The organism is Bradyrhizobium sp. Ken64 (genome assembly GCF_055807555.1).
On record NZ_JBVVPA010000028.1, the window covers coordinates 1 to 26,101 of the forward strand.

Genomic DNA, 26,101 nt, shown 5'->3' on the forward strand with positions numbered 1-26,101 from the left:
CTTCACCAGCTGATTGTCCACGGTGTCCAGGCTCTCGCTGGTTTCCGTCAAAAACTCCCGCAACAGATCATCCATGAGCTACGCCTTACTGACCTGGATCTGGACCTCGACGCCCGAGCCGCGCTTGGCATGAACGGAAGTCCCCCGCCTTGGATCGTTAGACATCCCCTTTCACGGTCCCGTTAATTTCATCCTCCGTGCTAATACGGATATTGAAGACAAGTTTGCCGTTCGACCGCATGCGACAGCGTTTTTCGGCAAATCCGGCACCACGCCGCAACGGCGAGATGCGTGAGGTGAACGTGCCGATAGCAGCGGGACCAGGCGCGCGGGAAAGCCCTGCTTGTGAAGGACGATATCCGCGCTCTTCGCGGAATTGTATCGAGCCGCCTGCAATCCGGGGCGGTCTCGCCACTTTCGCTTGGTGCTTTGCCGAGATACGCAAGACCCGCATTCGCGGTAAACGAACGGTTACCCGCGTCCACCGCGGCCGGTGCCGGCGCTAACCCAGGCGCGCGGCCGAGACAAGGTCGTCGTGAGGACGGTGCTCCGCCAAGCAATCGTTTACGGCGGCGAGCAGCGCGTGCGGCGTGAACGGCTTGCGCAGACAGCGCGTCGCACCGAGCTCCAGCGCCATCCGGAGGAAATCGGGGGCTGGCGAATTCAGATTTGCGAACGCGTAGCCGGACATCGCGATCAACGGAACGTCCGGCGCCCGCTCGTGAAAGATCCGGACCGATTCGAACCCGCGCATGTGCGGCATGAAGATATCGATGATCATCAGATCGAACTGTTGGTGTTCGAGCGCGCGAAGTCCGGCTTCCCCTCCTTCGGCGATCGTCACCTGAAAATTGTTGCGCTGGAGATAGACCTCGATGGCCATGCAGACCATCGGGTCGTCGTCGACGACGAGAATATGGCGCAGACCTTCTGTCCCAGCTTGAGCTTCCCGAATCGGCGATTCAATAATTGAACCGTGGCGCACGCCATGCTCCTTTGCTCGAGGAATGGACAGTCGCGAAGGTCGTTGGCGGAGCGGGGAAGACGACGGACGCGGTGCGGATGTAGCGCCTCCGGCCCATGAAGGCCCCCTTGCCGCTTTTACCTGCACAACTTCGCAGGGCTGGCGCGCCGGCTCATGAGCGAATCAGCGTGCCATTCTCATTTCCGCCGCAAATGGCCCAGCTTGTTTGCCCCCCAACGGGTATACGCAGACCGACACAACCATTATAACAATATTTGTCGCCGCACAACCGGATGACGAACCGGACGCGGCGCGGATCACGTCGAAACGCATGGGGATCAACCATGACCGCGACCACTCTCCAACCGATGCTCCAGTCGATCGATCGGGATCTGCTGGGTCTCCAACTCGGTACCTTGGAAATGGTCAGGGAATCTGTCTTGGCGACCCCGGCGTCGGGCGGCGGTCGCCGATCGGACAACTTGTCCCAATTGCCAATATATCCCGGTGGGAACATGATGGAACTTGCCCGGACGGAAAGCAGTTTCGTGTGCTGCGGCCCACTGGTCAGGGAGACAGGAGGCTACTTTGGAAACGATGGTGCGTTCCTCCAACGGCTTCCTGTCCGCGCTGTCGGCAGACGATTATGAATTGATCCGCCCGCACCTGCGTACGGGCGATCTGCCGCATGACGCGGTGCTGGTCGAGACCGGCGAAACGCTCAAGCGAGCCTACTTTCCCCATCGCGGCGTCATCTCTCTGGTGGTGGAGCTCGCCAGGGGCGAGCACGTGCAAGTCGCCATGATCGGTCGCGACAGCCTGCTCGGAACGCTCTCGATCATGGGCGATGCCTGCGCGCTGAACACGGCCATCGTGCTGGTTCCAGGCTCCGCCTCGATGATGGACCTCGACCGGCTGCGCGTCGCGGCCGACCAGAGCTGCACCCTGCGGACGCTTCTGGCGCGTCACGGACTGGCGGTCTACGCGCAGGTGCAGCAGACCGCGGGCTGCAACGCCGCCCATCCGGTAGAGTCGCGGCTGTCGCGCTGCCTGCTGCACACCCATGACCTCTCTGGCGACTACCGGCTGCTGCTGACCCAGGAGGCAATGGCGCAGATGATCGGCGCTCGGCGCAACAGCGTGTCGCTGGTCGCCAATACCTTGCAGCAGGCGAATTTCATTAACTACAGCCGCGGACACATCCAGATCCTCAACCTGGACGGCCTGCGCCAGACGGCGTGCGAATGCTACGCCACCGTGAAGGCGCAGTATGATCGGCTGCTCGGCCCGCGCTGACTGGTGCTGCGGCGTGGTAAACCGTCCGCTAATTCCGGCCCGCAAACACGGATTGCCCTGCTACCGGAACTGAAATGCGGATGCCGTAGACACGCAACGTGCCGCGCGCGCCTGTACGGGCCGGCGGCAAAGGAACCGTGATCAAGGCAGGCCAAACCATGTTCGAAGTCACCGTCGCGCCTGCGCAGACGGCGCTTGATGCCGAGCCCGCGCGCGAGCCGGGTGCGTACCAGGCGCTGGTGCGCGAGATCGGCGAGGACGGTGCTTGCGAAGTGCGCGACGTGTTCTGGAGCGACACCTGCGCGCGCCTGCAACTGCTCCGCACGCTCGCGCTCGCGCAGCATCACGGCAGGATCGCGCGCGAAGCGCATTCGCTGAAGAGCGCGGCCGGGACGTTCGGCTATGTCCGGCTCGCGGCGCTGGCGCTGCGGCTGGAGAAGACCGCGGAGAGCCTCGGCGACGCCGGATTTCGCGACCTCCTGGACCTGATGGATGCGGCCTATGCCGCCGGGCGCGCGCAGGAGCCGGAGGGCTGACGCGCTCGCTCGAAAACGCCGTAACCACTCACGCGTGCATGCCCGCCGTACTTCTACGGCTTGGGATTTTCACAGATGGCTAATCATAGGCAGCGATAGTCGCCGGAAACCAGGAGGGTTTCCATGTTCACCTACGAGACCGCGGACCAGAAAGAAGTTCGCCGCTTCCGCATCGCACAGTTCAACGGCCGGATGGCGACGGTGGCCGCTGGCGAGGCGACGGTGACGGGCTTCGTGCGCTCGGTGCTGGAGCAGGAATCGAGCATGCCGCCCCGCTGGACCATCACGATCATTCCCAACGTGCCGAAGGAAGAGCTCAAGCCGCTGCGGCCCTCGCCGCGCGCGCGTCCCTTCGCCGAAGATTATTTCTGAGCGTAATCGAAGCCCCGGGCCTTTCTCGAGAGGTGTCTCACCTTGGCCCTCGCCGCTGGCGGGCGGCCCGAGGCAAGAGCCTTCAGTCGATCGAATGCAGCAGCGCCGCACGGACGAGGTCCGCCGTGTTGCGCGCACCGAGCTTCCGCATCGCCTCGGCGCGATGGCTCTCGAAGGTGCGCGGGCTGATCTGCATCCGAAGCGCACCCTGCTTGTTCGAATATCCCTCGCTGATCAGCCTCAGCACCTCGCGCTCGCGCTTGGTCAGCCGCTTCTGGCCTGACAGGCCGTGCATTTCGGCGCTCGGCACGCGCTGCGGCTGTGGTGCGCGCGCGAGCTTCGATTCGGCGTCCTCGGCCCTGGACGCGATCGGCAGGCCACCCGTGTGAGAACCGGCAAGCTGTTTGACGAGGCCACAAACCCGCTCGGTCTGCACCAGCGCATTCTCCACGACGCGCTGCAAATAGGCACGGTCGCCCGTTACGGGCGCGAGCTGATCGCTGTGATGCTTGATCTCGCCCATGTAGAGCAGGAGCGCCGTGAGGGGACCGTTGAGCTCGCGGGCGATGGCGGCGGCCATTTCGTCAGCCGCCTTGGCACGGGCGGCGTTCAGGCGGACGACATCGAGCTCTTGAGTTGGAGCGGCGTTGCTTTCGTACCATTCCGACGGCCGCGAATCAGTGGCCGTATCATTCTGTGACCCCATGTCACTCGTTTAGCGGAACCCAACGCGATCTGTAGTTAACTTTTTGCTCCGTAAGACTACGGTGAATTTGGCAGTTTTGTGCTGAAAGCCCGGCACAGGCACACTTTATGCTTGAGTAGCAGCGCCTCTCAACATTCCTAGGTTGCTGAATCTGCCCAACCGATGGGCGGATGACACGAAGTCTTCTTAACGCCGATCCGTGCCGATTACCTGCGGACCCGGATTTTACGGATATATTAACGGCGGCTTGCTTCTCTATGTCGCAATTGAGAGCGCGCAAATGCCTCCATGCATGCGGCCGGTAGGCCTGCTGGAAACGTTGCGGAAGATTGCGTGCGATGAACGAGATCGACCAGCTATCGGACTTCCTGCAGAAGCTGACGCCGCTGTCGCGCAGCTGCCTGCTCAGCGAGCTCGAACGGCTGGAGCTGTGCGGCATCGACATGCCGGGCTCATCCGACCTCCAATCCCGGTTGCGGGCCGAATTTCGCAAGGACGGATCGAGCCAGGCGCGCGCCACCAGTCCCTCGCGCCATTTCTTTGCGCCGCTTGAGCTGCTTCTGATCGACGGCGCGCCCGAGCATGCCAATATGGGGCGGATCTCGCGCAACACCCTCACCCCGATCTGGGAGTGGATCTGCCGCGACCTGCTGCCGACCATGGCGCGCGACTACATCAAGGCGATCAACGACCAGGTCGCCGCCAACAACCCGAAGGAAGTGCAAAAGATCGCATCGACCTTCCAGACCAAGGTCGTCAAGGTTCTCGAGAGCACCCTCGCATCAGCGGAGAGCACCGAGTTCGCGCGCGGCAAGCTCGCGCAATACACGGCATCGCGCACCGCCTTCGACGACGTGAAGAAGATGCAGCATGTGCTGCGCGCCGGCGCCGCGCTGCCGAAATTCAACGAAAGGCTGCCCGAGAAGATCGCGAAATTCGACGACGGTCAGGTTGACCAGATCACCGCACGGTTGAACGCCTTCAAGAAGGCCCATCCCGAGGCGCTGCCGTTCGCGCTGACGCTGGTGTCGAACCGGCTGAAGACGTTCTGGCAGTTGGTGCGCCTTGCCACCAAGGCCGCTGCGAGCAAGAGCCCCGCCGATATCGCCGCCACGCCCTATGCCTGCGTCGTCCACATGGTGCTGGACCAGCTCGACGACAGACGCCTCGCCTTGCGCATCGCGCTCCGGCACAACCGGGTGCTGATTGCGCGCGACCTGCTCACCGAGATCTACGACACCGAATATGCGCTCAAGGTGCGGATCGACGGCATCGAGCAGTGTGAGTGGGGCATTCGGCTGCAGCAATTGATGGACGCGATCGCGGCGCTGGTATCGGCCGAGGTGAGCCGCTTCCCCTCCAATGTCGGCCACATTCTCGGTTCGCGCCGGCTGCGCAGCCACGACACGCTCGGTGGAAAGCTGTCCTATCTGGCCTGGAAGGGACGCGATGCGATCGAGGACGGCGCCGCCGCGTTGCGCAAGCTGATCGGCCAAACCTGATCCCGCGCTAATGCGCGCGCGGCAGGCACAGGAAGCGATCGAGAAATCGCCCTGACAGCACGAACCTGAACCACCAATACATTATTCGCCGCGACGTCATTGCTGTGATCCTCAACAGCCCACCACCGGCTGTCCGAAGCAATAGCGCACCTGCAGCAATCCGCTTGTGATCTGCTTCACATTGGCGCCGGCGCGCGCCGACGCATTGTCGCAGAACCGTCACGCGCGAACCGGGAAAAATGCGCGCATCGCGCGCAATTGAGGCGCTGCCTTATTCAATTGGGCGAGGCGCGCGCGGCGGCGTCCAATTGCAGGACAGTGCGCGTGCATGCAGCCGCACGGCACGCCGCGGAAATCTCCGGCGATTGCCGCGCTGCTGCGCGCGACGCGCGGGCAGACGTAAAAACTTCTCGAACGAGACCCGGACAATTTTAGACGTGGTGGGTGCTTTAACGTTACCCAGATAATTCGACAATCGACTGAAGCCTTCCATATTTGAAACTGCTCACGTCGCTAACACACCGGCACGGAACGGGAGTGGCTTGCGATGAACGACGACATTGTAGAACTCGCCGAACGAAGGCCGAAAACCTTCGGACGGCGAAAGGTGAAGCCGCGCGCCTGCGTCGCCGACGGCAAGCGCCATCTTCGCGCGTTTCTCGCGGAAGTGCTGGAGGATCTCGGCTTCGTCACCACCGAATGCGCCAGCGCCGAGGAGCTGCAGAGCGTGCTGACGAGCGAATTGCCCGACCTGATCCTGCTCGGCATCGCCGCCGACGGCATCGAGCCCGGCAAATTTCTGGAGACGCTGGTGCGCGAGGCCTTCGACGGCAGGGTTTTGACTGTGGGCGCCCGCGAGTCGATCATCGTCAAGGCGGTGCAGCAGGTCGGCGAGGAATATGGCCTCAAAATGCTGCCGCCGCTGACGACGCCCTTTGCCGCGGAGACGCTGCGCGACCGCGTCGCGATGCTGTTGCCGGAGGAGCCGGCGCCGAGCCCGGCCGTGCATGTCGGCGAGGCCCTGCACGCCGGCTGGCTCGAGCTCTGGTACCAGCCCAAGATCGACGCGCGCACGCTGATCCGCAACGGCGCCGAGGCGCTGGTGCGGATGCGGCATCCGACCTGGGGCGTGGTGCCGCCGGCCTATTTCATCCCCGAAGAGCACGACCCGCATCTGCGCGACCTCTCCGAATTCGTGATCGAGCGCGCCATGCAGGACTGGCACTATCTGCTGGAGCAGCAGAGCCCGGTCGATCTCGCGATCAATTTGCCGTCGTCATATCTGAAGGAGCCGCAGGCCGTGCGCGATCTCTGCCGCCGCATGCCGACGCATCCGGCGTTCGGCGGGCTGACGATCGAGATCGACAGCGAGGAGGCGATCCGCGACCTCGATCTCCTGGTCGAGGTCGCCCGCGAAGTGCGCCTGCACAATATCGGCCTGTCGATCGACAATCTCGGCGCCAACTGGCCGTCGCTGATGGACATGGAGAAGCTTCCCTTCATCAAGCTGAAGGCCGACCGGCACTTCGTCACCGGCAGCGGCACCGATCGCCTCAAGCGCACGGTGTGCCGCCACATCGTCGAGCTGTCGCATGGCTATGGCGTGCACGCCGTCGCCGAGGGCGTCGAGAGCCGCGCCGACCTGGTCGCCGCCAACGAGCTCGGCTTCGACCTCGTGCAGGGTTTTCTGTTCGGCAAGCCGATGCCGCTGAAGAAGTTTGCGCGGAGCACCCTGACGCGGACGGTGATGGGGTGAGAGTGAGGCGGCCTCAGGCAAACCGCCGCGCGAAGAAGACGCAGGCGACCACCAGCGCGGTCGCCACGATCATGCTCCAGGCCACCGGTTCGTGCAGAAGCCAGCCTGCCAGCGCGAGGCCGAAGAACGGCTGGAGCTGCTGCAACTGGCCGACACGGGCGATGCCGCCGATCGCAAGGCCGCGGTACCAGAAGATGAAACCGACGAACATGCTGAACACCGAGACGTAGGCGAGCCCGATCCAGGCGGGCGCGCCGACGCCGCTCCACGTCGACGGCCAGCTCCAGATCGCGACCGGCACCATCAGCGGCAGCGACAGCACCAGCGCCCAGGAGATCACCTGCCAGCCGCCGAGCCGGCGCGACAGCGCGGCGCCTTCGGCATAGCCGAGCCCGCACAGCACGATCGCCGCGACCATCAGGAGATCGCCGGTGAGCGATGCGGTGCCGTCATTGGACAGCGCAAAGCCCGCGACAGTGGCGCTGCCCAAAATCGCGAACAGCCAGAACATCGGCTGCGGCCGTTCGCCGCCGCGCAGCACGCCGAAGATCGCGGTCGACAGCGGCAAGAGCCCGATGAAGACGATCGAATGCGCCGAGGTGATGTGCTGGAGCGCAAGCGCCGTCAGCAAGGGAAAGCCGACCACGACGCCGACGGCGACGATGGCGAGCGAGACGAGATCCTTGCGCTGAGGCCGCGCCTGACGGAGCAGGCCGAGCACGGCCACGCCGATCAGCGCCGCGATGACCGCGCGCACCGAGGTCAGGAACAGCGCGGAGAACCCGCCGACCGCCACGCGCGTCGCCGGCAGCGAGCCGCTGAAGATGATGACGCCAAGAAGCCCGTTGCCCCAGCCGCTGCCGGAAGATTGCATGGTGGTCTCGTCTTGTGGGTGGTGATCCCAACTGGAGAGCCAGCCGGGGTGGCGTGACGATTACCTGTAAGTTTTCGACGGCCCAACAACAAAAAGCGCGAAAACAACCCCATGCACAGTAGACGGGAGCTGCAAGATCAATGACTTACGCGGGGGCGGAATTGACGGATGCAGTAGCCCTCATGGTGGCGGCGGGTTTCAGACAGCGTCGCGCGTGATTGACTCGTCGGGCAAAACAGGAGCAGCATGTCATCATTGTAGGGTGTGTGATTGGTGACCGACAGTTGCGCCAGTTTCTGGTAAGGCGCGAAGAGCTCGCGGTCGATTCCCAGTTGAGGCTGGGGTATTCTGTCAATGATCCGATTTCTCTGGCGTCCGCCGTCGCGAGAATAGACATTAATGCGGGCTGGCACCCTGCTTGGCAGCTCGCACTATGAGAACGCGCCGTCTTCGCCCGGCATCGTCGATCTCGATTTCGTCTTCCTCGTTGAAACCGAGTATCTGTCTTCCGAGCGCGGTTTCCGCGCCCACCAGTCCGTTCACCGGGTCGTGGCGTTCGCGGCTCAATACGAAGCTGCTCGTCTTGTTGTCATCGAGGTACCGCACGACGATGCTGTCGCCGATCTTGATGCCACCCTCCGGCCCATTTGCGGTCGCACCGACCTCGTCCGGCTTTGGCTCTACGCGGGACTTCGCGTCCGCGACGCGATGCTCGGTGTAACGCTCCGGAAGATAGTCCGCTGGAGCCGGCTGAATGCCGTTCGCATCCAAGATCTGGAAAAGGTCGGCCATGCAGCCATCTGGATCAACGGTGAAGCTGGAGGCCCAGCAACGCCAGAAGCGCCAGCCGACGCGTTCAAGCACGCGCTGTCTCGACATGTCGTCGGCCCAGCGCTCCGGGCCGTGGTACCGGTCGCCATCGCATTCGATCGCCAGCCGCCGATCGCCGACGCCTTCGACCACCAGGTCGATCTTGAAGCCCATGGCACCCACCTGCGGGATCACGCGGTATCCACGGTCCAGGAGCCGACCGAGAATAGCTCGCTCGAAGTCGGAATCGCACAGAGATGCTAAATCACCCTTAGGACGCTGGCTGCCCTTCATGGGATCCCGGAAATGCCGAAGAACCTTGGTCTTTAGGTCTTCGGGTTTGAGCTCTTCCTCGCGGACGGATCTCACGAGGTAGAGCCGATCCCGCGCGCGAGACATGGCGACGTTGAATCGCTGCTCAAAGTGCAGGGCCGTCTGCGACTGCTTGTGCGTCGAATCTGCGACCATCGAAAGGAAGACGATATCACGTTCGTTACCCTGGAATGTCGCGCTGTCGCCGCACGCGATCCGGTGGCGCATATATATTGCTTCCCCAACAGCATCGAGCAGCATCCGGTTAATCAGTGCCGCCTGCTTCGAACCGATCAGGGAGATCACGCCGATACTTCTCCAGCGGTCGCCGTCGCCGATCTTCGAAAGCGCCGGAGTTTCGATGATCTTCAAGACTTCCGACACGACAATCTCCGCCTCACGAAGATTGATCTTATCGCCTGTGCGTTTGCCGTCCGGAACGTAGATGTCTACCAAGGGCGGATCGATGCGCTCATGGGTAGTCGGAATTCGCAGCGGGACGAGCGCTTCTGTGTAGAACTGAGTCGAGAACCGGATGATCGGCTCGACGCATCTGAAGTGCTCGCGCAGCATGACGAACTTGTCGGGAAACATTACCTTGGCAAGATCGTACAGGGACGCCCCCGGCAGCAGCAGCGTCTTGAACGGTTGATTGGTTAGGAACGTGCGCTCTAGCCTCTCGATCTTCGCATTGTCGATGAAGGCCGCGCTCGGACTGACCTGTTTGTCATCTCCCACGACGAGAATCTTGCGGCCACGGAGAAGGGCGGTCACCTCCTTGATGTCGGACTGCGACGCCTCGTCCATAATGACGAGATCGAAGGTGCCCAGCTCGCCTGGAAGCTGCTCGGCGACGCGCCAGGAAGGCATGATCCAGCACGGCACCCCATCGTAACAGGCCGCCATTGCCTTGCGGGCATCGCGGCGGTGGCGCATTGCACCTTTTCCCGTGCCTTTGCCGACCTTTCTCAGGGCAGTCGCGAACATCATCAGGGCCGCGCGGACCGGGCCAGTCATCGAGCTGGCGAGTGCGTAGAACGTGCGCTCCCGCACGAGCTGTTCGAAGCTTTTCGCGATCGTCGTTTCGAGCTTGGAACGTTCGGTCGCGAGGCGGCCGATATGGTCCCTCTGATTCAGCGATGACAGGTAGCCTTGAGCCGCGCCCCAGTCCCATGCTTTGCGCCAATCGGCGGGCATTTGGCGATCTTGCCCGTCCAATACAGCCTCAGTGCGCAGCTTCGCGGCCCAGGCTGGTGCACCGGCCGCCTCGATTTCGTCCGCGCCTTCACGCAGCGTTTCGAAGTTTGAACGGTGACGGGCGAGGTCATCGATCGCTTGCAGGAGCTTCGTCCAAGTCTCTTCCACGCGCGCTTCGGGAAGGTCGCCGCGTCCGACCACCTCGTCCAAGAACGACTTCGCCAATCGACCGAACTTCCCCCCGCTTTCCCCGAAGAGCTCGGAGAGCCGCGCTACTTCCTGCCGAGCGGCGGCGAGCCGCACCGCCGCGACGGCGTTCCGGAGCGTCGTGCGGACGGCACGCAGCCTGGCCTCGTCGGGCCACAATCCAGCCGTTTCGCCGATGGCCACGTCGCGGAGCTCAGTCTGAAGGCCGTCGTGTACTCTCGGAGCGAAAACGAGAGCGCCCTCGAGCGCATCCGACAGTTCGGACAGCTCTCTAGGCGCCCCGATGCCCACGCCCCTGGCCGCGAGTTCTGGGGCCAGTCCGTTCCATTGCAGGCGCAGATCCGCGAACCGTCTGCGCCATGCCACATAGTCACGAACGTGCGACCACTCTTCGGGGGTCGATGGCGCTCGTGACAGTATTCGGATGGCCTCGATCGCAGGTCGAAGAGCCCTCTCCTTGAATGCGAACACGCCGAAGATCTTGTCTCCGGCGGCGGCGCGCGTGATTAAATCCTCCATTTCTGGAGACAGGTCATCCTGCACCCTGACCGGTTTCTGCAGATATCTTACGTGCTCCTCCACGATCGACCTTGCCTCCGGCAAGAATGACCGCAACGCCAGCATCGCGGGGGCGTCTTCGCCGAATTGCGAGGCCGTGCAGATTGACCGTAGGAACGGAAAACGCTCGAGATGACGACACGCTTCGACCAGAACGTCCAGCGCGTCGGCCGCACGCTCGGCTTTCTTGAGAGCTTCGACGGAATGCAGCCGCAGAACAAGGGACGCGTCCTTCGCAGCTTCCGCGTTCAGTGCATCTGCACGCTGGATATCGCGGTGAAGATTGGCGAGTGCGCGGCCGCTGGGCAGATCCGATATCGACGGAAGTTCGACGCCCAGATGTTCGACGCGTGCGCCAAGCGCAAGCCTCGCTTCCCGGACCCGTGCGAAGTCGGCATCGGTGTGCCTCGTGTCCGTCGCGAACAAGTTCGGCCTATCGACGAACCATGAATACTTATCACCATTCGCGACGACGGCGGCGGCCAATTCAGCCGGCCGCAGGTCGCTTCCGGGTACAGATGAGAGCTGCCTCTCCGCGAACCTACCTATCTCAGCGTCAATCACGGCGATCCGATTGCGCATGCCGATGATCGCAGTTTCGAGATCGCCTATCAATCGAAGCTGTTCGCCCGGGCGGATACTTTCGATGATAGATTGGAGCAGCCGAACTGCTCCCTCTAGCTGCTTGAAGCCCTCCTTTTCTGACGTCGTAATGCTGATCGCCAGATCGCGGACTTCTGCCGGCAGTTGATCGCGAAGCACAGACAGCGCGGGCTCGCCATGGGATACGACGAGCACGCGGCGCCCGAGCGCCAGATAGTGACAGATGATGTTCGATATTGTGTGCGTCTTTCCGGTGCCCGGCGGGCCCTGGACCACGACCCCGTCGTTCTTTTCCAATCGCCTGACGATCTCGATCTGTTCGTCGTTGAAGGGCTTTGGAAAGAAGAGGTCGCCTAGCGGTGCGATCGGCTCTTCCGACGGTGCGGGGCCGGTCATCCCTCCTAGGGAACCCGGCAGCGCGCTCCAACGATTGGAATTGGACGGCGCCGGGCCCATCACCAATGTCCGTGATGGTCCCGGGAGATTGGCGGACGACACTTCGATTGCGCGTTTGAGATTTTCAATGTCTTGAAGAAGGAAGTTGTCGGATCGCTTCCGCGCCGCCAGCACCCATCGGTCAGTGACGACAAGGTTCTGCGTCGCTGGGGGCGGTGGCGCTGTGGGCTCGATGCGCTCGTTATCGGGAAGGTAGATGCCTTCGGGATCGAGCCTGGTCTGGCATGCACGCAGAACCAGCTCGAAGGCGTCGCGATCGAACGGGCTTACGCCGACCTCGTCGTCCGCCATCGCAAGTGCCCGGCGTGCAGCATCCTGCGCCGTGGGAACGCCGTCGATTTTCAATTCATCATAGGGCCTCAGGTTCACGGACGCCGGCGCTTGCCTGGGCCGGATCCGGATGGTGCCCGCAGCGCCTTCGTCGATCTCGATCTCGACCAAGCGCTCGATCAACGGAAGATCGATCAACGTGCCTTCGAACATCCAGCGTGACAGGCCGATCCCCCAGACTAATTCAATGGCCTGTTCGGCGCCTCCCATCTCCGAAAGCTGCGCGAGCTCGAAAAGCTTCTGGTAAAGCGCGATCGAGCGCCTCCGCGGCCTCTCGGCAACGGACCACGGTAGCCAAGACTGCGAGATGTAGCCTTCGATATCATTGGCGATCTCGGGCCAATCTTCCAACCGCAGTCTGATATCGAATTGGCCCTTTGCGCCAACCTCAAACGACTCGGCGCAATCTTCCGCGCGGGCCCGGCCGGAGGCGACGAATTCATCGCGCTCGGCCTTGCCGACCGTGATCAGCACATGGTCGCGCGTCACCGGCGCCTTGTCGGGATCCGGCGAAAGCTCGACCCATGGTGACAACCCATCGAGTGGCGGAGGTGGATCGTTTCGCTTCAGGCGCTCAGCGCTCAACCAGATCGCGCCGTCGTCGTCGGTAAGGTCGTGGGTTATGCCCGGAAGCGCGTGAAACTCATGTTCATGGAACGTGAAGGTCTGACCGTTGGCGAGGCGATACTCGGAAAGTCTGAACGTCGCTCGTTCGTCCAGCTTGATCACCTGTCCGACGTAGTCGAGCAACTCCGTAAGACGTTCGACGGGCGTCTCGTCAGTGCCGGCCTTGGCATCTACCGGTCCCCTCAACAGTCGTCTCCATGAATACCGAGCACTTGTTCCCGATGCCCTTCATCTACCAGAGATAGTCGAAATCGGATCTGAATGACAATCTCCGGACCGAACCGCTTGCGGGGGTCCCATCCGCGCGGATCGAATGTTACAATTGCAGGATATTAACCACAGCACTCCCCCAGCTAAACCGATGGCTGTTGGACCGTCCTGCTTCTCTGGCTTTCGCGCGTCGCGATGATATTGGCGGAGAGGGAGGGATTCGAACCCCCGATAGGCTTGCACCTATGCCGCATTTCGAGTGCGGTGCATTCGACCACTCTGCCACCTCTCCTGAAGGCGCCAAGTCAAGGAGCTGGGCCCCTGTGGTTCGGGCGTTAATAGGCGAGGATGGCGGGCCAGACAAGGCTTGCGAGGGCGAAAATCCGCTGCCTGTTTCGGCCCGGCCCGCCCCTTCCAGGCACGAACGCGAGGGAAAGGCGGCCCCATTGCCGGTTTGACGCGTTTTTGTCGGGCGCGAGGTGGAGTCCGATCGCGACCCCAATGCGGAGACACCCTCTCCCCGGCCCTCCCGGCATCCGCCTTCGCCCGAAGGCGGGCTTCGGCGAGACAAGCGCGGGGAGGGAGCGCACCACCGGTTGGGGCGGGCACTGAGATCGCATGTTGGAAAAAAAGGGTGGGACCGCCAGACGCGGTAAACACTGGCGGTCCCGGTGCCGCTCATTGAAATACTGGCTGGGAAGGGCGGCTTCGCCAGCCAGGTGAGGCGACGGTTCCGACCGTAGCGTGCGGCCGGTGCACCGCAACGCAATCCGGTCCTTAACCTAACCAGTCAAGGTTACTCTGGCGACCGTGTCTGAGAACCCCCGTGTGGAGAGAGCCCTCACCCGCCGCGCGCGGACGATGCTTCGCATCGCCCGGGGCGCGTCGGCCTCTCCCGCACGCGGGAGAGGCGGAGCAAGCCCGCGGCCGGTGGATTTAGCCAAGAGCCTCCTCGCTTGAGTCGCCCTTTACGCTCAGTCGCCCTTGCCCTTTTTCTTGCCGGATTCCTTCCCGTTGCCCGTGGAATCCCCGTTTTTTCCGTTATCCTTGTCCTTGCCGTTGTCCTTGCGGCGGTTGGTGAAGCGGGCGTTGCCGAGCCCGGTGCCGATGGTGAGCACGCCCCAGCGGTCGACGTCCTGCATGAACGGCACCTCGGAGAGGCCCTGAACCACGCCGTCATTGTGCATCAGGATCGCCGTGTCGTGCTCGCCGATGGAAGGGATGCCCTCGAGCAGGCTCGCCGGCAGGTTGAACTTGCTGCTCTCCCAATTGCCCGGCAGGTTCTGCGCGCCCTTCTCGATCGAGCCGTCCGCGTTGATCACGCCGGGACAGGCGATGCCGATGAACGGCGCCAGCTTGAAGCCTTCCTTCTCGGCCTCGGTGATCAGCCCCTTCAGCATCTTGGTCAGCCGCTTCACCGCGCCTTCGCGCGTCGGCTCGTCGTCGGCATGACGCCACAGCTCGGACTTCACGACCTTGGCTTTCGACAGGTCCTTTGCCTTTTTCCAGCTGGTCTCCACCAGGCCGCAGCGGATGTTGGTGCCGCCGATATCGACGGCGAGGATGCTGTCATGGGCCTCGAAGATCCATGACGGCGCCAGATGCAGCGCGCCGATCAGGCCGGCCTCATCGGGATGATGGCGGATCGGCATCATGTCGATCTTGAAATCCTCGGCCATGAGGATGATCTCGGTGCGCGCGATCGCGAGCTCGCCGAGCCGGGAATCGCGAAAACCGCCGCCGACCACGATGCGCTCGGTCTTGGCCCAGGCCTTGGACTTGAGGAAGCGGCGGGTGACGTAAGCGAGCTCCTGGGCAAAGTCCTCGATCGCGCTATGCACCACCGCCCAGGCCTCGGTGTCGTCGCCGACCAGGATGGCGTCCAGCGTCTTCTTGCTGATCTCGTCCGACGGCTCCTTGCCGAACGGGTCCTCGCCGGACTTGCGCAGCGGCTTGCGCCAGCGCTCGAGGATCTCCCTGAACGCGCCCTTGCTGGCGCGGTCGCCGATGAAGCCGTCGTCGTCCTTCATCTCGATGTTGAAGCTGTCGATATCCACCGACGGCAGCCGCTCCGCGCCGTGATGGGCGATGCCCGTCGTCGTCTTGACCAGCTCGTCTGTTGCCATGGTAGCCCCTTGCCCGTGTGACTGAAATCGCGGGGACAACGGCGGGGGAACCTGTTGGTTGCGGCGCGGTCCGAAATTCGCCTGCGGGGCCGGATCGGGCCCAAATGCTTCAAATCCGGGCCGTTTTCGCCGGCTTTTCCTTGACTCCCGACCATCAGCCGCTATAAATCCCGCAACCGGCGCGGGGCGTTTCTCGCGCCGCTTGTTTTTGCGTGGGTTTTCAAAGGGATAACTCCCGCCCGCACAAAACTCGCATAAACCCATAACGACTGACAAAAAGCCGGCCCCGACACTCTGTCGCGAGGCCGGGAATGAACACGAAGGAAAACAACGATGTTCGCAGTCATCAAAACCGGCGGCCGGCAGTACCGCGTCGTTCCGGATGATGTCCTGGAAGTAGGCAAGATCGAAGGCGAAGTCGGCTCGATCGTGCAGCTCAATGAAGTTCTCCTGGTCGGCGGCGACACGCCGATCCTGGGTCTGCCCACGGTCGCAGGCGCCTCCGTTGCGGTCGAGGTGCTCGACCACAAGCGCGGTCCCAAGGTCATCGCTTTCAAGAAGCGGCGCCGCAAGAACTCGCGCCGCAAGCGCGGCTATCGCGACGAGATCACCGTGCTGCGCATCTCGGAGATCCTGACGGACGGCGCCAAGCCCACCAAGGGGCCGCGTCCGAAGCGGGAGAAGGTCGCCAAGCCAGAGACCACGACCGAAGAGGCCGCCGCATAATTTGATCACGCGCCATCACGAATTGATGCGTGAGAAATTGTGAAATGATTCCGTCAAGGAATTGATCTAGACATACGTAGAATTTCGGAGACGAGCCATGGCTCACAAAAAAGCAGGCGGTTCATCGCGCAACGGTCGCGATTCCAAGGGCAAGCGCCTCGGGATCAAGGCGTTCGGCGGGGAAGTTGTGATTCCCGGCAACATCATTGCGCGTCAGCGCGGCACCACCTGGCATCCCGGCCTTAATGTCGGCATGGGCACGGACCACACCTTGTTCGCCAAGATCGAGGGCCGCGTAACGTTCCAGGCCAAAGCCAACGGCCGTACCTTCATCTCGGTGCTCCCGCTCGCAGAGGCGGCTGAATAGACGGTGGATCAAATTTGGAGTCCGCCGGGTCCCAGACCGAACCGGCGGAGTCCTTGAGATCAAAAGAGATCGAAGGCTCCAGGGGAGGCGGGAAACCGGCCTCCCCTTTCGTTTGCGTGCTGAGTTTTCACTTAGTGACTTCGACGGAGCCGGACATGTTGCAGGACTTTTCAAGCGTGACCTTGCAGGAGGCGAGACCCAGCGTCGTCGCCACCGAGCGGCTGACCTTGCGGCGGCCGACCCTCGCCGACGTCAGGACCATCGCCCTTCTCGCCAACGACCGCCGCGTCGCCGACAACACGAGGCGGCTCCCGCATCCCTATTCGCAGGACGACGCCATCGCCTTCATCCGCGCCACCGCCGCGCGCGGCAGCGAGACGGCGTTCCTGATCGAGCATGACAGCGGCCCGATCGGCATGGTCGGCATCGACTGCTCGACGGCGGACAATGCCGAGCTCGGCTATTGGCTCGGCGTCGAACATTGGGGCCGGGGCTTTGCCACCGAAGCCGCGCGCGGCGCGATCGACTTCTTCTTCGAGGAGTTCGAGGACGATCATCTCTATGCAGGTGCGCGCGTCACCAACCCGGCCTCGCGCAACGTGCTGGAGAAGTGCGGCTTCCAGTGGAGCGGCGTCCAGCTGCATCGCTTCCTGGCGCTGGGCTCGTCCACGCCGGTCGACTGCTTCCGCCTGTCACGCGGCGTGTGGGCGTCGCTGAAGAGCTGGAGCAGTGCGAGGCGGGTGAGGTAGGCGGAGGCGGCTCAACTGTCGTCCTGGCGAAAGCCAGGACCCATTACCCCAGGGAGGAGTGTGGGGCGAAGTGCCCACTCCGAGTCTTCGCAAAACTGCACCCTGTGGGTATGGGTCCCGGCCTTCGCCGGGACGACGTCTGTGGTTGTGGTTACGCCGGCGGATTCACATCCACGTCCCCCCGCCCGAGATCGCGCTCACGCAAGTAAATATAGAACCCGGCGCCGATGATGATGGCGGCGCCGACGATGGTGGCGACCTGCGGCACGTCTCCGAACACGACGAAGCCGAAGATCACCGCCCAGACGATCATCGAATATTGATAGGGCACGACCACGCTGGCCGGCGCGAGCTTGAGCGAGCGGTTGACGCAGAACAGCGCCGTGACCGAGACGCATCCCGCCAGCGCGAAGATCACGAGGCTGCCCGATGTCGGCGGCACCCAGTGGAACGCCGACAGCACCGCGCCCAGCAAGAACGTGCCGACGAATTGCGACGACGCCATCACGATGTCGGGCGTCTTGCGCAGGCTGCGCGTGATCAGCATCAGCGTTGCGAAGGAAAGACTGCCGCCGAGCGCGATCAGCGCCGGCAGGCTCACCGTCTGCGCCGACGGCCGCAGCGCGATCAGCACGCCGCAGAAGCCGATCAGGATCGCCGTCCAGCGCCGCCAGCCGACCTTCTCGCCCAGGAAGACCGCCGACATCGCTGTGACGAAGATCGGGCCCGCGAGATAATAGGTGATGACGTCGGCGAGCGGCAGGTAAACCGTCGCAAGGAAGAAGGCCGCCACTTCCAGCGTCGACAGCACCACACGGAAGAGCTGGAGGCCCGGCCGCTCCAGATTCAGGAACTGGTGACGCTGCCGCCAGACCAGCGGCGACAGCAGCAGCAGCGCCGCGCAGGCGCGCAGGAACAGCAGCTGCCCCACCGAATAAGTCCCGACCAGGAACTTGCCCATGGCATCGCCGAACGAGAACATGAAGATCGACAGCACCATGAGCGCAATCCCGGCGAGCCGCGCCGAGCGTTCGTCATAGGCCGAGAGATTTTTGAAGAGGGGCATTGCTGTCGTTCGTGGAAACTCGTCATTGCGAGGAGCTCTTGCGACGAAGCAATCCAGACTGTTGCCGCGGAGACGGTCTGGATTGCTTCGCTTCGCTCGCAATGACGAGCGGAGAGAGCTTGGGAACGGCGACCAGAGTCGCTTGCGGTCGTTTTAATGACGTGAGCGCCCGCGACAAGCCCACGCAAGACGAATTGAACGGATTGCCGCACTCTTCGCGTCGCGGTAGCCATAGGCGTCACCCGAACGAAAGAGCCAGGAAAGAGCTTCGCCATGACCGACTTCGACCCGGCCCGGCATCGCATGATCCCCGCGCAACGCTGGTTTGAGGATTTCGTGGTCGGCGAGCGTTTCGTGCTGCCGAGCCGCACGCAGACGACGGCGGTGTTCGCGGCGTTCCAGACCGCGAGCGGCGACACTCATCCGGTGCATTACGATGTGGAGTATTGCCGCAGCCGCGGCATGCCGCATCTGCTCGCCCACGGTTTCCAGACGTTGATCCACACCGCACCCGGCGCAGGCCTGTTTCCGTTCATGGTCGAGGACTCCCTGGTCGGCTTCCTCGAGCAATCCAGCCGGTTCCTCAAACCTGTCTTCGCCGACGACACCATTTATCCCGCGCTCGAGGTCATCGAGCTGGTGCCGGGACGCTCGACCGGCGCGGTGACGCTCAAAAGCACCGTGTTCAACCAGCGCAAGGAGCTGGTGCTGGAGGGCATGCAGAAATTCCTGATCCGGCGCCGGCCATCCTAACCGCGTGTAGACCAGTCCACTGCCGGTCTTCGCCAAACTCCTCCCTGTGGTTATGGGTCCCGGATCTGCGCTTCGCTTGTCCGGGACGACACGTAGGGGCGCCGGCCAGCTGGTTAAGCAAGGCCACAAATCGCCGGGTTTCGGCCGATTTGCGGGTCTATCCGGGTTGCCGCGCGGGACCGGCTGGCCTACCTATGGCCCATGAAATTCCTTGACGAAGCAAAGGTCTATATCCGCTCCGGCGACGGCGGAAACGGCTGCGTGGCGTTCCGCCGCGAAAAATTCATTGAATTCGGCGGTCCCTCCGGCGGCAATGGCGGCCGCGGCGGCAATGTCATCATCGAGGTCGCAGACGGCCTGAACACGCTGATCGACTATCGCTACCAGCAGCACTTCAAGGCCCAGAAGGGCGAGAACGGCTCCGGCTCGGACCGCCATGGCGCCAATGGCAAGTCGATCGTGCTGAAGGTCCCCATCGGCACGCAGATTTTCGATGAAGATCGCGAGACCATGATCCACGATTTCACCATGGTCGGCGAAAAGTTCGTGCTGGCCGAAGGCGGCAATGGCGGCTTCGGCAACGCGCATTTCAAGACCTCGACCAACCGCGCGCCGCGCAATGCCAATCCTGGCCAGCCCGGCGAGGAGCGGTGGATCTGGCTGCGGCTGAAGCTGATCGCGGATGCCGGCCTCGTCGGCCTGCCCAATGCCGGCAAATCGACCTTCCTCGCCAAGGTCAGCGCGGCCAAGCCGAAGATCGCCGACTATCCCTTCACCACGCTGCATCCGCAGCTCGGCGTCGTGAATGCCGACGGCCGCGAATTCGTGCTGGCGGACATTCCGGGCCTGATCGAAGGCGCGCATGAAGGTGTCGGTCTCGGCGACCGCTTCCTCGCCCATGTCGAGCGCTGCCGCGTGCTGCTGCATCTCATCGATGCGACCTGCGAGCACGCCGGCAAGGCCTACAAGACGGTGCGAACCGAGCTGGACGCCTATGCCGGGCAGCTCACCGACAAGATCGAGATCGTCGCGCTGAACAAGATCGACGCGGTCGAGCCGGACGAGTTGAAGAAGCAGAAGGACCGGCTGAAGCGCGCCGCCAAGAAGACGCCGCTGCTGCTCTCCGCCGTCACCGGCGATGGCGTGCAGGAAGCGCTGCGCGCATTGGCGGATGTGATCGGCGAGAGCCCGGTCTCCGCGAAAGCGAAGAGCGCGGCCGAAGCGGAGCCTTGGTCGGTTTGAACGCTCTCCCCACGGTCGTCCCGGCGAAGGCCGGGACCCATACCGCGTGATCTGTCGGTTGGGGATGGTCTTAGTACCGAACTACTAGTCTTCGCCAAACTACTCCCTGTGGCTATGGGTCCCGGCCTTCGCCGGGACGACGCCGGAATGTGCAGCCACGACCTCGCGCGTCACCGCCCTGCTTGTCTTCGCGCCCTCGATAGCGCAGCATCGACCCATCAAGAAACGGCAGGGATGATTCATGGCGCGCGCGAAGAACGTTCTCTGGATCATGTGCGACCAGCTTCGCTATGACTATCTCGGCTGCACCGGCCATCCCACGCTGAAGACGCCGAACATCGACGCCATGGCGAAACGCGGCGTGCTGTTCAGCAAGGCCTATGTGCAGTCGCCGATCTGCGGCCCCTCGCGGATGTCGTTCTACACCGGGCGCTACATGCGCTCGCACGGCTCGCACTGGAACGGCTGGCCGCTGCGCGTCGGCGAGCCCACCCTCGGCGATCACCTCAAGAAGCTCGGCGTGCGCAACGTGCTGGTCGGCAAGACCCACATGGCGCCCGATCTCGAAGGCATGAAGGCGCTCGGCATCCCGCCGGAATCGATGATCGGCGTGCACGTCGCCGAATGCGGGTTCGAGCCCTATGAGCGCGACGACGGCCTGCATCCCACGGGGCGGCCGCGTCCGAAATACGACGAATATCTGCGCCAGCAGGGGTTTGATGCGCCCAATCCATGGGAGCATTGGGCCAATTCAGGCGCGGCCGAGGACGGCTCGCTCCAGAACGGCTGGCTGCTCGTGCATGCCGACAAGGCCGCGCGCGTGCCGGACGAGCATTCCGAGACGTCCTACATGACGCGGCGCGCGATGGACTTCATCAGCGAGGCCGAGACCGACGGCAGGCCGTGGTGCCTGCATCTGTCCTACATCAAGCCGCACTGGCCCTATATCGCGCCCGAACCCTACGCCAGCATGTATTCGACATCGGACATGATCCCGGTGATCCGCTCCGAGCGCGAGCGGCAGAATCCACATCCGGTGTTCGGCGCCTATATGGACATGCGCTACTCCCGCAACATGGCGCGCAATGATGCCCGCGAGAAGGTGATCCCGACCTATATGGGCCTGATCACCCAGATCGACGACCAGATGGGCGTGCTGATGAAGTTCCTGGAGGAGCGCGATCTGCTGGACAGCACCATGATCGTGTTCACCTCCGATCACGGTGATTATCTCGGCGATCACTGGATGGGCGAGAAGGATCTGTTCCACGAGCAGTCGGCGAAGATTCCGCTGATCATTATCGATCCCTCGAAGGAGGCCGATGCGACGCGCGGCACGCGCAACGATGCGCTGGTCGAAGCCATCGATCTCGCACCGACCTTCGTCGATTATTTCGGCGGCAAGGTGCCGGGCCACATCCTCGAAGGACGCTCGCTGCTGCCGCTGCTCCGCGGCGAGAGCCCGCCCGATTGGCGCAAGGTGGCGTTCTCCGAATACGACTATGTCATGCAGGACGTGCGGCTGAAGCTGAACCAGCCGATCGAACGCTGCCGCCTGTTCATGGTGTTCGACGGCCGCTGGAAATACATCCACGCCTCGGGCTTCCGCCCGATGCTGTATGACCTCGAAGCCGATCCGGAAGAGTTTCTGGATCGCGGCGACGATCCCGAATGCGCCGGCATCATCGCGCGGTTGCAGGCTGAGCTGTTCGACTGGGCGCTGCATCCCAACGACCACATCACCACGCCGCGCGAGAAGATCGCGGCCTATGCCGACAACCAGCTCCAGGTGAAGGGCGGCATCCTGATCGGGATCTGGGATGAAGCCGAGCTGGCGTCGATCAAGGACGGCATCGCGCAGCGCGCGAAGCTGTAGGTTGCTTCGCCTCTCCCCGCTTGCGGGGAGAGGCCGGAATGCGCGCTGAAAGCGCGGATTCCGGGTGAGGGGGACTCTCCGCGAGTCCGTCTGCCACTGTGATTGTGGTGAGAGCCCCTCACCCCAACCCTCTCCCCGTAAGAACGGGGAGAGGGAGAAAACCTCAATTCTCGATCTTGTATCCCGTCGCCTTGACGACCGGCTGCCAAAAGGCGGTGTTCGCGGCGAGCTCCTTGGTCAGACCTTCCGCACTGCTGCCGACCGGGATCAGCCCGATCGCGGTGAGCTTTTCCTTCACCTCGGGCTTGGCGAGCGCGGCGCTTGCTGCCGCGCCGAGCTTGCTCGCTAATTCCGGCGAGCTGCCGGCGGGAAGCCACATGCCGTACCAGGCGTCCGCGACGAGATCGATGCCGCTCTCCTTCAAGGTCGGTACCTCCAAGGCAAAGGGTGAACGTTCGGCGCTCGCGACCGCAATGATCTTCACGCCCTTGGCACGATGCTGCGGCAGCGCGTCCGCCAATGTGACGATGCCGAACGAGACATGGCCGCCGATGATGTCGTTGATGATGGGCGCGCTGCCGCGATAGGGCACGCGCGTCATGGGAATGCCGAGGTCCTTCTCGAGCTTGGAGCCCATGAAATGCGGGATGGTGCCGTTGCTCGGCACGCCGAACGACGCCTTGTCCGGATGCGCCTTCAGCCAGGCGACAAATCCCTTGAAATCCGCGGCATCGATCGTCGGACTGATCACGACGGCGAACTCGAACCGCGCCAGCAGCGATACCGGGACGAAATCCTTTGCGGTATCGAAGTTCGGGGTCGTCTCCACCATCGGCAGCAGGTACATCGTGGGCCCGGTCGTCACCAGCACCATGCTGCCGTCGGGGCTGGCCCCTTTCACCGCCTTGATGCCGATCAGGCCGTCGCCGCCGGTGCGGTTTTCGACCACGATGGTCCGCTGCAGCGCCGGTGCCATCTCCTGCGCGATCAGCCGGCACAGGGTGTCGCCGCCCGCTCCCGCCGCGAACGGGAAGATCATTTTCGTCAGCCCGGTCTGAGCTTGCGACCCGCCCACCTGCGCCAACAGCGGCAACCCGAGGCATCCGGCGATGAAGTTGCGGCGATCCATTGGTTTCCCCCTTTGAGCCCATTATGGTTGGCGACAGTTAGAGCCAGATGGGCGCTCCGGACAAGCGCCGTTTACGGGGCCTGCCGCCTTGCGCCAGCCATCGTCCTGCTGCAAAAGCAGGCCTTACCGGCGCCGCTCTCCAGCACGTACACACACCACATACACACATGGCCAGCCCCGAACTCAGTCAATTCCGCCGCATCGTCGTCAAGGTCGGCTCCGCGCTGCTGGTCGATTCCGACAAGGGCGAGGTACGGGCGTCCTGGCTTGCCGCGCTCGCCGACGACATGGCCAAGCTGCATCGGGAGGGGCGTGACGTTCTCGTCGTCTCCTCCGGCTCGATCGCGCTAGGCCGCAGCCGCCTGAAATTGCCGCGCGGCCCGCTGAAGCTGGAGGAGAGCCAGGCGGCGGCCGCCGTCGGTCAGATCGCGCTGGCGCGGATATGGTCGGAGGTGCTTGGCGCCCACGGCATCGGCGCCGGCCAGATCCTGGTGACGCTGCAGGACACCGAGGAGCGCCGCCGCTATCTCAACGCGCGCTCCACCATCGGCAAGCTGCTGGAGTGGCGCGCGATCCCCGTGATCAACGAGAACGACACGGTCGCCACCAACGAGATCCGCTACGGCGACAATGACCGCCTCGCCGCGCGCGTCGCCACCATGGCGAGCGCCGACCTGCTGGTGCTGCTGTCGGACATCGACGGGCTCTACGACGCCCCGCCGAAGAACAACCCGAACGCCAGGCTCATTCCGATCGTCGACAGCATCTCCTCGGAGATCGAGGCTGTCGCAGGCGACGCCGAGTCCGAGTTGTCGCGCGGCGGCATGCGCACCAAGGTCGAAGCCGCAAAAATCGCGACCACCGGCGGCACGCATATGCTGATCGCCTCGGGCAAGATCGAGCATCCGTTACAGGCGATCGCCGATGGTGGCCGCTGCACCTGGTTCCTGACGCCGGCCAATCCCATCACGTCGCGAAAGCGCTGGATCGCGGGCTCGCTGGAGCCGAAGGGCACGCTGACAATCGACGCCGGCGCGGTCGCGGCGCTGCGTGCCGGCGCCAGCCTGCTGCCGGCCGGCGTGATCAAGGTCGAGGGCCAGTTCGCCCGCGGCGATGCCGTGATCGTGCGCGGCCCCGACACCAGCGAGGTCGGCCGCGGCCTGATCGCCTACGACGCCGACGACGCCGAGCGGATCAAGGGCCGCTCCTCCCCCGATGTCATGGCCATCCTCGGCATCAGCGGCCGCGCCGAGATGATCCACCGCGATGATCTGGTGGTGGGCGGGTAGGGGCAGCAGCGGTCCTTTTCCGAGGATGTTGGTAAGCCAAAGACCTAGCCCGGTGCGGCCGGGGAGACCTGCCATACCCTACCGGCCCTTCGCAAAAGCGGGATTTCCGTGCTAGGACACTGCCTTAGCAGAAGGTTGAACTCCCCATGGCCGCCCCCCTCAAAGCCGTCGACGGCAATGCCGATCTTCAGGCGCTGATGACCGATCTCGGTACCCGTGCCCGCGCTGCCGCGCGCGTGCTGGCGCTGGCGCCGCCGGAGCAAAAGAACCGGGCGCTCGAGGCCATGGAGCGGGCGATCCGCAACAATGCAGCCGCGATCCTCGCCGCCAATGCCGAGGACGTCACCGAGGCCCGCGCCTCCGGCAACGCCACCTCGTCCTTCATCGACCGCCTGACGCTGACGCCGGCGCGGGTTGAGGGCATGGCCGAGGGCATCGGTATCGTGCGCGGCATTGCCGATCCAGTCGGCATCGTCACCGAGAGCTGGCAACGGCCGAACGGCATGACCATCGAGCGCGTGCGCGTGCCGCTCGGCGTCGTCGGCGTGATCTTCGAGAGCCGGCCGAACGTTGCGGCGGATGCCGGCGTGCTGTGCCTGAAGTCGGGCAATGCCGTGATCCTGCGCGGCGGCTCCGATAGTTTCCGCTCCTGCCGCGCGATCCATGACTGCCTGGTGCAGGGCCTGCGCGAAGCGGGCCTCCCCGAGGCTGCAATCACGCTGGTGCCGACGCGCGACCGCGCGGCGGTGGGCATGATGCTGTCGGGATTGAACGGCGCCGTCGACGTGATCGTACCGCGCGGGGGCAAGAGCCTCGTCGCGCGCGTCGAGCAGGAAGCGCGCGTGCCGGTGTTCGCGCATCTCGAAGGCGTCAACCACGTTTACGTCGACGGCAGCGCCGACCTCGCCATGGCGAAGTCGATCGTGCTCAACGCCAAGATGCGCCGCACCGGCGTCTGCGGCGCCGCCGAGACGCTGCTGGTCGATCGCGCGGCTGCCGGTAAAAACCTGAAGCCGCTGATCGAGATGCTGATCGAGGCCGGCTGCGAAGTGCGCGGCGACGACGCCGTGCAAAAGACCGATGCGCGCGTCAAACCCGCGAGCGCGGACGATTGGGACACCGAATATCTCGATGCGATCATCGCGGCGAAGGTGGTGGACGGCGTCGACGGCGCGATAGCGCATATCCAGAACCACGGCTCGCACCATACCGATGCGATCGTGAGCGCCGATGAGACCGCTGCGAAGAAATTCCTGAGCGAGGTCGATTCCGCGATCGTGCTGCACAACGCCTCGACACAGTTCGCCGACGGCGGCGAGTTCGGCTTCGGCGCGGAGATCGGCATCGCCACCGGCAGATTCCATGCCCGCGGCCCGGTTGGCGCCGAGCAGCTAACGAGCTTCAAATATCGCGTTCACGGCACCGGGCAGACGCGGCCGTAGACGACGCAGGGCGCGGGGCA

At 63.8% G+C, this 26,101-nt stretch carries 20 protein-coding genes and 1 tRNA gene; 13 read left to right on the forward strand and 8 right to left on the reverse strand.

What is annotated here, in order from left to right; genetic code table 11:
• Positions 1 to 502 precede the first annotated feature (502 nt).
• Positions 503 to 985: a response regulator gene (locus tag AC0L2F_RS31125; RefSeq protein WP_473251001.1), complete on the reverse strand. Its 483-nt coding sequence runs from the start codon at positions 983 to 985 to the stop codon at positions 503 to 505.
• Positions 986 to 1,561: 576 nt separating this feature from the next.
• Here AC0L2F_RS31125 and AC0L2F_RS31130 point away from each other — a divergent pair.
• The 3 genes from AC0L2F_RS31130 (at position 1,562) to AC0L2F_RS31140 (ending at position 3,168) form a co-directional block, all read left to right on the forward strand.
• Positions 1,562 to 2,260: a Crp/Fnr family transcriptional regulator gene (locus tag AC0L2F_RS31130; RefSeq protein WP_179950131.1), complete on the forward strand. Its 699-nt coding sequence runs from the start codon at positions 1,562 to 1,564 to the stop codon at positions 2,258 to 2,260.
• Positions 2,261 to 2,418: 158 nt separating this feature from the next.
• Complete coding sequence (locus AC0L2F_RS31135; RefSeq protein ID WP_063996539.1) at positions 2,419 to 2,796, forward strand: Hpt domain-containing protein; 378 nt, start codon at positions 2,419 to 2,421, stop codon at positions 2,794 to 2,796.
• A 123-nt stretch (positions 2,797 to 2,919) separates the two neighbouring features.
• Complete coding sequence (locus AC0L2F_RS31140) at positions 2,920 to 3,168, forward strand: hypothetical protein (RefSeq protein WP_007604412.1); 249 nt, start codon at positions 2,920 to 2,922, stop codon at positions 3,166 to 3,168.
• Positions 3,169 to 3,250: 82 nt separating this feature from the next.
• Here the strand turns inward: AC0L2F_RS31140 and AC0L2F_RS31145 are convergent, their stop codons facing one another.
• Positions 3,251 to 3,874, reverse strand: coding sequence for a helix-turn-helix domain-containing protein (locus tag AC0L2F_RS31145; RefSeq protein WP_063992381.1), 624 nt, complete (start codon positions 3,872 to 3,874; stop codon positions 3,251 to 3,253).
• Between the two features lie 338 nt (positions 3,875 to 4,212).
• On the opposite strand from AC0L2F_RS31145, the gene AC0L2F_RS31150 reads away from it, so the two are divergent.
• Together AC0L2F_RS31150 and AC0L2F_RS31155 are read left to right on the forward strand one after the other, a co-directional pair.
• Positions 4,213 to 5,376, forward strand: a complete 1,164-nt coding sequence (locus tag AC0L2F_RS31150; RefSeq protein ID WP_473251002.1) for a hypothetical protein — start codon at positions 4,213 to 4,215, stop codon at positions 5,374 to 5,376.
• 547 nt (positions 5,377 to 5,923) lie between these two features.
• Entirely contained in the window at positions 5,924 to 7,132 is a 1,209-nt protein-coding gene (locus AC0L2F_RS31155) for an EAL domain-containing response regulator (protein WP_473251003.1), read from the forward strand.
• A gap of 13 nt (positions 7,133 to 7,145) precedes the next feature.
• Here the strand turns inward: AC0L2F_RS31155 and AC0L2F_RS31160 are convergent, their stop codons facing one another.
• The 4 genes from AC0L2F_RS31160 to AC0L2F_RS31175 all read right to left on the reverse strand — a co-directional run bounded on the left by AC0L2F_RS31160 (position 7,146) and on the right by AC0L2F_RS31175 (position 15,442).
• On the reverse strand, positions 7,146 to 8,006 hold the full coding sequence (locus tag AC0L2F_RS31160; protein WP_473251004.1) for a DMT family transporter: 861 nt from the start codon (positions 8,004 to 8,006) through the stop codon (positions 7,146 to 7,148).
• Between the two features lie 396 nt (positions 8,007 to 8,402).
• The gene (locus AC0L2F_RS31165) at positions 8,403 to 13,292 is read right to left on the reverse strand and encodes an AAA domain-containing protein (RefSeq protein WP_473251005.1); all 4,890 of its coding nucleotides are present in this window, start codon (positions 13,290 to 13,292) and stop codon (positions 8,403 to 8,405) included.
• Between the two features lie 226 nt (positions 13,293 to 13,518).
• Positions 13,519 to 13,608, reverse strand: a tRNA-Ser gene (locus AC0L2F_RS31170).
• A gap of 682 nt (positions 13,609 to 14,290) precedes the next feature.
• Positions 14,291 to 15,442 carry an ROK family protein gene (locus AC0L2F_RS31175; RefSeq protein WP_473251006.1) on the reverse strand — a complete coding sequence of 384 codons (1,152 nt, stop codon included), beginning with the start codon at positions 15,440 to 15,442 and terminating at the stop codon, positions 14,291 to 14,293.
• A gap of 333 nt (positions 15,443 to 15,775) precedes the next feature.
• Here AC0L2F_RS31175 and rplU point away from each other — a divergent pair, with 333 nt between their 5' ends.
• From rplU to AC0L2F_RS31190, 3 genes are all read left to right on the forward strand, one after another.
• Entirely contained in the window at positions 15,776 to 16,168 is a 393-nt protein-coding gene (gene rplU, locus AC0L2F_RS31180; RefSeq protein WP_007604396.1) for a 50S ribosomal protein L21, read from the forward strand.
• A gap of 97 nt (positions 16,169 to 16,265) precedes the next feature.
• Positions 16,266 to 16,535 (forward strand): 50S ribosomal protein L27, encoded by a 270-nt coding sequence (gene rpmA, locus AC0L2F_RS31185; protein ID WP_018459863.1) that lies wholly within the window; start codon positions 16,266 to 16,268, stop codon positions 16,533 to 16,535.
• Positions 16,536 to 16,690: 155 nt separating this feature from the next.
• Positions 16,691 to 17,284 (forward strand): GNAT family N-acetyltransferase, encoded by a 594-nt coding sequence (locus tag AC0L2F_RS31190; protein WP_473251007.1) that lies wholly within the window; start codon positions 16,691 to 16,693, stop codon positions 17,282 to 17,284.
• 151 nt (positions 17,285 to 17,435) lie between these two features.
• On the opposite strand, the gene AC0L2F_RS31195 is transcribed toward AC0L2F_RS31190, so the two are convergent.
• Positions 17,436 to 18,350 (reverse strand): DMT family transporter, encoded by a 915-nt coding sequence (locus tag AC0L2F_RS31195; protein WP_473251008.1) that lies wholly within the window; start codon positions 18,348 to 18,350, stop codon positions 17,436 to 17,438.
• A gap of 273 nt (positions 18,351 to 18,623) precedes the next feature.
• On the opposite strand from AC0L2F_RS31195, the gene AC0L2F_RS31200 reads away from it, so the two are divergent.
• The 3 genes from AC0L2F_RS31200 to AC0L2F_RS31210 all read left to right on the forward strand — a co-directional run bounded on the left by AC0L2F_RS31200 (position 18,624) and on the right by AC0L2F_RS31210 (position 22,221).
• Positions 18,624 to 19,103: a MaoC family dehydratase gene (locus tag AC0L2F_RS31200; RefSeq protein WP_007604386.1), complete on the forward strand. Its 480-nt coding sequence runs from the start codon at positions 18,624 to 18,626 to the stop codon at positions 19,101 to 19,103.
• Between the two features lie 201 nt (positions 19,104 to 19,304).
• Positions 19,305 to 20,345: a GTPase ObgE gene (gene obgE / locus AC0L2F_RS31205; RefSeq protein ID WP_473251009.1), complete on the forward strand. Its 1,041-nt coding sequence runs from the start codon at positions 19,305 to 19,307 to the stop codon at positions 20,343 to 20,345.
• 241 nt (positions 20,346 to 20,586) lie between these two features.
• The gene (locus AC0L2F_RS31210; protein ID WP_473251010.1) at positions 20,587 to 22,221 is read left to right on the forward strand and encodes an alkaline phosphatase family protein; all 1,635 of its coding nucleotides are present in this window, start codon (positions 20,587 to 20,589) and stop codon (positions 22,219 to 22,221) included.
• 163 nt (positions 22,222 to 22,384) lie between these two features.
• Here the strand turns inward: AC0L2F_RS31210 and AC0L2F_RS31215 are convergent, their stop codons facing one another.
• Positions 22,385 to 23,350 carry a Bug family tripartite tricarboxylate transporter substrate binding protein gene (locus AC0L2F_RS31215; protein WP_007604374.1) on the reverse strand — a complete coding sequence of 322 codons (966 nt, stop codon included), beginning with the start codon at positions 23,348 to 23,350 and terminating at the stop codon, positions 22,385 to 22,387.
• Between the two features lie 167 nt (positions 23,351 to 23,517).
• Here AC0L2F_RS31215 and proB point away from each other — a divergent pair, with 167 nt between their 5' ends.
• Both proB and AC0L2F_RS31225 read left to right on the forward strand, forming a co-directional pair.
• On the forward strand, positions 23,518 to 24,639 hold the full coding sequence (gene proB, locus AC0L2F_RS31220; RefSeq protein ID WP_473251011.1) for a glutamate 5-kinase: 1,122 nt from the start codon (positions 23,518 to 23,520) through the stop codon (positions 24,637 to 24,639).
• Between the two features lie 146 nt (positions 24,640 to 24,785).
• A complete protein-coding gene (locus AC0L2F_RS31225) occupies positions 24,786 to 26,081 on the forward strand; it encodes a glutamate-5-semialdehyde dehydrogenase (protein ID WP_473251012.1) in 1,296 nt (431 codons plus the stop codon).
• The last annotated feature ends 20 nt before the right edge of the window (positions 26,082 to 26,101 follow it).